Annotated in this window: 1 protein-coding gene; it reads left to right on the top strand. The window is 52.5% G+C overall.

Annotated elements, in window-relative coordinates:
- Positions 1 to 217: hypothetical protein (locus LJE11_RS19705; protein WP_227296472.1), on the top strand; the 217-nt coding region annotated here is incomplete at both ends.

Below are 217 nucleotides of genomic sequence, written 5' to 3'. Positions count from 1 at the left end.
CATGGAGGATATACCCAATACCAACGCCGGGCTGAGAGAACGATTTCAAGAATTGAAAGAGAAATTCCGGAAGCCGGAAGATGCCTATTGCGGTACGGTGGAACTGAATCTGGCCGCTGAATACATGATGGACAACCTCTTCGCGGAGCGTCTGGAGGCCGACGATCTGCTTCCGATCTACGAAGGCGGTTACCGGTATCTGCTGGTTGAAACCACC

The sequence above is a fragment of the Blautia sp. DFI.1.216 genome, from assembly GCF_020594215.1.
In the GTDB taxonomy this organism is placed as follows: Bacteria; Bacillota; Clostridia; order Lachnospirales; family Lachnospiraceae; genus Blautia_A; species Blautia_A wexlerae.
This window is presented reverse-complemented; position numbering and strand designations above follow the sequence as displayed.